Below are 7,665 nucleotides of genomic sequence, written 5' to 3'. Positions count from 1 at the left end.
CTGTAGAATTCGCCTCCCGCTACCGGCATGCAGTGTTGGTGTTAGTAGCGCAAGCGGTTGAGAAGAAACGAAAAATTCTTTGAAATAGGCTTGACGGAAGTAGAGGCTGCTGTAGAATGCGCGGCCTTGGTTGAGACGAACGAATCAGCCAAACGCTCTTTAACAACTGAATCAAGCAATTCGTGTGGGTGCTTGTGTAGTAAGACTGAGGATCGCAAGATTATCAGCATCACAAGTAACACTCGTTAATTTGAGAGTTTTTTGCGATTGCTGAGCCAAGTTTAGGGTTTTCTCAAAACCCGATCAGTATTGAACTGAAGAGTTTGATCATGGCTCAGATTGAACGCTGGCGGCAGGCCTAACACATGCAAGTCGAGCGGTAGAGAAAAGCTTGCTTTTCTTGAGAGCGGCGGACGGGTGAGTAATGCCTAGGAATCTGCCTGGTAGTGGGGGATAACGTTCGGAAACGGACGCTAATACCGCATACGTCCTACGGGAGAAAGTGGGGGATCTTCGGACCTCACGCTATCAGATGAGCCTAGGTCGGATTAGCTAGTTGGTGAGGTAATGGCTCACCAAGGCGACGATCCGTAACTGGTCTGAGAGGATGATCAGTCACACTGGAACTGAGACACGGTCCAGACTCCTACGGGAGGCAGCAGTGGGGAATATTGGACAATGGGCGCAAGCCTGATCCAGCCATGCCGCGTGTGTGAAGAAGGTCTTCGGATTGTAAAGCACTTTAAGTTGGGAGGAAGGTCAGTAGCTTAATACGTTGCTGATTTGACGTTACCGACAGAATAAGCACCGGCTAACTCTGTGCCAGCAGCCGCGGTAATACAGAGGGTGCAAGCGTTAATCGGAATTACTGGGCGTAAAGCGCGCGTAGGTGGTTTTGTAAGTTGGATGTGAAATCCCCGGGCTCAACCTGGGAACTGCATCCAAAACTGCAAAGCTAGAGTACGGTAGAGGGTGGTGGAATTTCCTGTGTAGCGGTGAAATGCGTAGATATAGGAAGGAACACCAGTGGCGAAGGCGACCACCTGGACTGATACTGACACTGAGGTGCGAAAGCGTGGGGAGCAAACAGGATTAGATACCCTGGTAGTCCACGCCGTAAACGATGTCAACTAGCCGTTGGGTTCCTTGAGGACTTAGTGGCGCAGCTAACGCATTAAGTTGACCGCCTGGGGAGTACGGCCGCAAGGTTAAAACTCAAATGAATTGACGGGGGCCCGCACAAGCGGTGGAGCATGTGGTTTAATTCGAAGCAACGCGAAGAACCTTACCTGGCCTTGACATGTCGAGAACTTTCTAGAGATAGATTGGTGCCTTCGGGAACTCGAACACAGGTGCTGCATGGCTGTCGTCAGCTCGTGTCGTGAGATGTTGGGTTAAGTCCCGTAACGAGCGCAACCCTTGTCCTTAGTTACCAGCACGTTATGGTGGGCACTCTAAGGAGACTGCCGGTGACAAACCGGAGGAAGGTGGGGATGACGTCAAGTCATCATGGCCCTTACGGCCAGGGCTACACACGTGCTACAATGGTCGGTACAGAGGGTTGCCAAGCCGCGAGGTGGAGCTAATCCCACAAAACCGATCGTAGTCCGGATCGCAGTCTGCAACTCGACTGCGTGAAGTCGGAATCGCTAGTAATCGTGAATCAGAATGTCACGGTGAATACGTTCCCGGGCCTTGTACACACCGCCCGTCACACCATGGGAGTGGGTTGCTCCAGAAGTAGCTAGTCTAACCGCAAGGGGGACGGTTACCACGGAGTGATTCATGACTGGGGTGAAGTCGTAACAAGGTAGCCGTAGGGGAACCTGCGGCTGGATCACCTCCTTAATCGAAGACTTCAGCTTCTTCATAAGCACCCACACGAATTGCTTGATTCACTTGCGAAAAGCGATTGGGTTAATAGACCCGAGAGAGACGATTGGGTCTGTAGCTCAGTTGGTTAGAGCGCACCCCTGATAAGGGTGAGGTCGGCAGTTCGAATCTGCCCAGACCCACCAATTGTCAAGGGTCGTGGCCAGATCATTAGATGGGGCCATAGCTCAGCTGGGAGAGCGCCTGCCTTGCACGCAGGAGGTCAACGGTTCGATCCCGTTTGGCTCCACCATTAACTCGAAATCGCTGAAAGCTCAGAACTGAGCATCTGCCTGGATAGGCTGAGATGTTGAGTTCTGGTCTTTGCGCCAGAACTGTTCTTTAAAAATTTGGGTATGTGATAGAAGTGACCAAACAATCTCTTTCACTGGTGATTGTTTGAGTCAAGGTAAAATTTGCGTGTTCTCAAGTGCAAATTTTCGGCGAATGTCGTCTTCACGTTCGAGACAGTAACCAGATTGCTTGGGGTTATATGGTCAAGTGAAGAAGCGCATACGGTGGATGCCTTGGCAGTCAGAGGCGATGAAAGACGTGGTAGCCTGCGAAAAGCTTCGGGGAGTCGGCAAACAGACTTTGATCCGGAGGTGTCTGAATGGGGGAACCCAGCCATCATAAGATGGTTATCTTGTACTGAATACATAGGTGCAAGAGGCGAACCAGGGGAACTGAAACATCTAAGTACCCTGAGGAAAAGAAATCAACCGAGATTCCCTTAGTAGTGGCGAGCGAACGGGGACTAGCCCTTAAGCTTCTTTGATTTTAGCGGAACGCTCTGGAAAGTGCGGCCATAGTGGGTGATAGCCCTGTACGCGAAAAGGTCTTAGAAGTGAAATCGAGTAGGACGGAGCACGAGAAACTTTGTCTGAATATGGGGGGACCATCCTCCAAGGCTAAATACTACTGACTGACCGATAGTGAACTAGTACCGTGAGGGAAAGGCGAAAAGAACCCCGGAGAGGGGAGTGAAATAGATCCTGAAACCGTATGCGTACAAGCAGTGGGAGCCTACTTTGTTGGGTGACTGCGTACCTTTTGTATAATGGGTCAGCGACTTATATTCAGTGGCGAGCTTAACCGAATAGGGGAGGCGTAGCGAAAGCGAGTCTTAATAGGGCGCTTTAGTCGCTGGGTATAGACCCGAAACCGGGCGATCTATCCATGGGCAGGTTGAAGGTTGGGTAACACTAACTGGAGGACCGAACCGACTACCGTTGAAAAGTTAGCGGATGACCTGTGGATCGGAGTGAAAGGCTAATCAAGCTCGGAGATAGCTGGTTCTCCTCGAAAGCTATTTAGGTAGCGCCTCATGTATCACTGCTGGGGGTAGAGCACTGTTTCGGCTAGGGGGTCATCCCGACTTACCAAACCGATGCAAACTCCGAATACCAGCAAGTGCCGAGCATGGGAGACACACGGCGGGTGCTAACGTCCGTCGTGAAAAGGGAAACAACCCAGACCGTCAGCTAAGGTCCCAAAGTTATGGTTAAGTGGGAAACGATGTGGGAAGGCTTAGACAGCTAGGAGGTTGGCTTAGAAGCAGCCACCCTTTAAAGAAAGCGTAATAGCTCACTAGTCGAGTCGGCCTGCGCGGAAGATGTAACGGGGCTCAAACCATACACCGAAGCTACGGGTATCACGTAAGTGATGCGGTAGAGGAGCGTTCTGTAAGCCTGTGAAGGTCAGTTGAGAAGCTGGCTGGAGGTATCAGAAGTGCGAATGCTGACATGAGTAACGACAATGGGTGTGAAAAACACCCACGCCGAAAGACCAAGGGTTCCTGCGCAACGTTAATCGACGCAGGGTTAGTCGGTCCCTAAGGCGAGGCTGAAAAGCGTAGTCGATGGGAAACAGGTTAATATTCCTGTACTTCTAGTTACTGCGATGGAGGGACGGAGAAGGCTAGGCCAGCACGGCGTTGGTTGTCCGTGTTTAAGGTGGTAGATCGAATGCTTAGGCAAATCCGGGCGTTCAAGATCGAGAACTGATGACGAGTTGTCTTTTAGATGACGAAGTGGTTGATGCCATGCTTCCAAGAAAAGCTTCTAAGCTTCAGGTAACTAGGAACCGTACCCCAAACCGACACAGGTGGTTGGGTAGAGAATACCAAGGCGCTTGAGAGAACTCGGGTGAAGGAACTAGGCAAAATGGCACCGTAACTTCGGGAGAAGGTGCGCCGGTGAGGGTGAAGTATTTACTACGTAAGCCCATGCCGGTCGAAGATACCAGGCCGCTGCGACTGTTTATTAAAAACACAGCACTCTGCAAACACGAAAGTGGACGTATAGGGTGTGACGCCTGCCCGGTGCCGGAAGGTTAATTGATGGGGTTAGCGCAAGCGAAGCTCTTGATCGAAGCCCCGGTAAACGGCGGCCGTAACTATAACGGTCCTAAGGTAGCGAAATTCCTTGTCGGGTAAGTTCCGACCTGCACGAATGGCGTAACGATGGCGGCGCTGTCTCCACCCGAGACTCAGTGAAATTGAAATCGCTGTGAAGATGCAGTGTATCCGCGGCTAGACGGAAAGACCCCGTGAACCTTTACTGTAGCTTTGCACTGGACTTTGAACTTGTTTGTGTAGGATAGGTGGGAGGCTTTGAAGCGTGGACGCCAGTTCGCGTGGAGCCAACCTTGAAATACCACCCTGGCAACTTTGAGGTTCTAACTCTGGTCCGTTATCCGGATCGAGGACAGTGTATGGTGGGCAGTTTGACTGGGGCGGTCTCCTCCTAAAGAGTAACGGAGGAGTACGAAGGTGCGCTCAGACCGGTCGGAAATCGGTCGTAGAGTATAAAGGCAAAAGCGCGCTTGACTGCGAGACAGACACGTCGAGCAGGTACGAAAGTAGGTCTTAGTGATCCGGTGGTTCTGTATGGAAGGGCCATCGCTCAACGGATAAAAGGTACTCCGGGGATAACAGGCTGATACCGCCCAAGAGTTCATATCGACGGCGGTGTTTGGCACCTCGATGTCGGCTCATCACATCCTGGGGCTGAAGCCGGTCCCAAGGGTATGGCTGTTCGCCATTTAAAGTGGTACGCGAGCTGGGTTTAGAACGTCGTGAGACAGTTCGGTCCCTATCTGCCGTGGACGTTTGAGATTTGAGAGGGGCTGCTCCTAGTACGAGAGGACCGGAGTGGACGAACCTCTGGTGTTCCGGTTGTCACGCCAGTGGCATTGCCGGGTAGCTATGTTCGGAAAAGATAACCGCTGAAAGCATCTAAGCGGGAAACTTGCCTCAAGATGAGATCTCACTGGAGCCTTGAGCTCCCTGAAGGGCCGTCGAAGACTACGACGTTGATAGGTTGGGTGTGTAAGCGCTGTGAGGCGTTGAGCTAACCAATACTAATTGCCCGTGAGGCTTGACCATATAACACCCAAACAATTTGTAGTTTGCGTGCTCGATGGTTGAAGTCGACAACAAACCGAAAGTTTGCCAGAACACGCATTACCAACCGATATCACATACCCGATTCGCTGTAGCGGCTAACCCCGAGACAGCAACAAAATTGCTTGACGACCATAGAGCGTTGGAACCACCTGATCCCATCCCGAACTCAGAAGTGAAACGATGCATCGCCGATGGTAGTGTGGGGTTTCCCCATGTGAGAGTAGGTCATCGTCAAGCACCTATCCCAAACCCCCGATCCGCGTAAGCGGGTCGGGGGTTTGCTTTTGCAGGATAGGGTTATAGTTTCACACTGATGTCCCGACGTATCCTTACTTGGGTGAAAGGTTCGCAGTTCGCACTTAGGTTCGCACCCCTGCACGCGCGGAACGGTCGGAATTGCCGTGGAGGTTTATTTCGAATGATTGGCGACTAGGTTTCGCTGCAAGAAATGGCCGCTCAGTGAAGCGGCATTTTTGTGCCTGAAAACACGCGGAGTCAGTTGGCGCGTTAGACCGATGCTAGATGGTTTTATTTTTTGAGTCGAAGCTTAGGTAACTCTTTGATTCTTTTGGCGTCCCAGAGAGGAATTGAACCTCCAACCTTCCCCTTAGGAGGGGGATGCTCTATCCGATTGAGCTACTGGGACATGCAGAGCCATGACGGCGGGGCGAATCTTATAGGGCAAATGGCCATTTGTCATTCTTGGAAGTCGGATGAGTCAGGCAGCGTCCTCTCGGGCCCGCCATTACCGGCTCTCCAGCAGGTCTCCAGAGCGAACAGATAGCGAGGAGCGGGATGACGCGCCAAACAATCACCTAGGTTACGTATTGAGCGACAGACGGCGGTGCCCCGTGAGTTCCACTGTTTAGTTGGGGGCCCGAAATAGCGCGCGATGCTGTGGTTAGCGGTATTTTAGTCAGTTGGTGTGGCACAAGATAATGGCCTGTCTGGTCTGGCATTTTGTCCTGAAAGAGGCGTGTCATCGAGCGACACACTTGTTACTCTCCCATCGTTTTGGCAGTCCATTGAACTGAGGAAGTCTGCATGAAACTACCCGGCATCGTCCTGAGCTTGCTGTTGGCGGGTATACCCGCACCAGCTATGGCTTGGTCCAACCACTCGCTGGGTACAGCGTTGGCACTCAAGGGCAGTTCGAGCCTGGAGGGGGTGGCACCTGTCGAGGTGGAGTCGCTGGAGAGTTTTCTGAGTGCTGAAGCCGAAGGTTTACAGGTGCTGCTGGATAGCCAGGAAGCCTACGCACGGGCGAGCTTTCAGGGTTACCCAGAGCGTCCGGATGAATTGCGCTGGATCGTCGCAGGCGAGGGCGATCGACGCCAAGACTTTCTGCAAGCGTTAAGGATCAATCCTGAAACCAAGCTGGCCACGTTTGTTCAGCCGGTCCCAGGCACCAGCGATTGGAAAGATCGGCCGCTGCTGCCGATGGGGCAGGTGATGGTCTATCGGGATCTCAGCCAGTGGGGAAATCGCTACCGTTTCTACGAAGTCCAGCCTGGCGACAGGCTCAGTGCGCTGAGTGTGGTGGCCACCGCGTCCGATGAGCCGGACTACGGGCACGACATCAACCTGTTCAGTGACACTCCGGGAAGTGCCGGTACCCGCTACAATTTCGGACCGCAACCCTTTGGAGACTCGCGCTTCGAGTACTCCTCGCAAGCCCCTTTCCACATGGGTTTTTATCACGAGTCAGGGCTGCTAACGACGGCAGCGCCCTATCTGGCCAAGACTTATCCTGAGCAGCGTGCTTTCCAGTATTTCGGTTTGGCAAGGTATGCCTTTGAGACCGGGCATCCTTACTGGGGCTATCGTTTTCTTGGCTGGGGGTTGCACTATGTGCAGGACCTTACACAGCCCTATCACGCCAAAGTCATGCCGGGCAGCAGTACCGCTAACCTGCTCTGGGTCTCGGTCAAGGACATGCTGGGTTATCCCGATGCCAGGGCGGCCGTGCTCAAGCGCGTTGCCGACCGGCATACCGCGATCGAGAGCTTCCAGCTGGCCTGGCTGAGCAGCCTGATTGCGGAAGGCAATTCCGCGAATCCAATGTTCAATGCCTATTCGGATACCGCTTCGGATAAAAGCTATCCGTCATACGATGTCGACTACCTGCGTAATGTGGTTTCAGCGCAAGCTTATGCCAGTGCCGATGAGCTGGATAAGCAAATAGGCCTATCGATGGCTAGCAGTCCACAACCCAGTGGCTTCACTGACAGCAACAAGCTGGTTTCCAGCAACCAGGTCGATCCCCAGATGCAGGCGGTGCTGGTCGAGCTGATTCGGCACTATGGCGCACATAGCCGGAACGCCGTGGCCGCCAGTGTGCCCGGGGCGGTGGATAAGTGAGCCATTTCTGCGTGTGCAGCCGC

General features: G+C 52.9%; 1 protein-coding gene, 3 tRNA genes and 3 rRNA genes. 6 read left to right on the top strand and 1 reads right to left on the bottom strand.

Annotated features, from left to right (window positions below):
• Positions 1–311 precede the first annotated feature (311 nt).
• The 5 genes from ISX93_RS15815 to rrf all read left to right on the top strand — a co-directional run bounded on the left by ISX93_RS15815 (position 312) and on the right by rrf (position 5,518).
• Positions 312–1,848: ribosomal RNA gene (locus ISX93_RS15815) — 16S ribosomal RNA — on the top strand.
• Between the two features lie 93 nt (positions 1,849–1,941).
• Positions 1,942–2,018, top strand: a tRNA-Ile gene (locus tag ISX93_RS15810).
• 31 nt (positions 2,019–2,049) lie between these two features.
• Positions 2,050–2,125: transfer RNA gene (locus ISX93_RS15805), tRNA-Ala, on the top strand.
• Between the two features lie 242 nt (positions 2,126–2,367).
• Positions 2,368–5,260 (top strand): 23S ribosomal RNA (locus ISX93_RS15800).
• Positions 5,261–5,402: 142 nt separating this feature from the next.
• Positions 5,403–5,518, top strand: a 5S ribosomal RNA gene (rrf, locus tag ISX93_RS15795).
• The 16S, 23S and 5S rRNA genes sit together here with 2 tRNA genes alongside, the layout of an rRNA operon.
• A 332-nt stretch (positions 5,519–5,850) precedes the next feature.
• On the opposite strand, the gene ISX93_RS15790 is transcribed toward rrf, so the two are convergent.
• Positions 5,851–5,927: transfer RNA gene (locus tag ISX93_RS15790), tRNA-Arg, on the bottom strand.
• Positions 5,928–6,325: 398 nt separating this feature from the next.
• On the opposite strand from ISX93_RS15790, the gene ISX93_RS15785 reads away from it, so the two are divergent.
• Positions 6,326–7,642 (top strand): phospholipase, encoded by a 1,317-nt coding sequence (locus ISX93_RS15785; protein ID WP_195779723.1) that lies wholly within the window; start codon positions 6,326–6,328, stop codon positions 7,640–7,642.
• The last annotated feature ends 23 nt before the right edge of the window (positions 7,643–7,665 follow it).

Source organism: Pseudomonas sp. N040 (assembly GCF_015637705.1).
Taxonomy (GTDB): domain Bacteria; phylum Pseudomonadota; class Gammaproteobacteria; order Pseudomonadales; family Pseudomonadaceae; genus Aquipseudomonas.
Note: the sequence above shows the minus strand (reverse complement) of the source record. Positions and strands in the feature narration are given on the sequence as shown.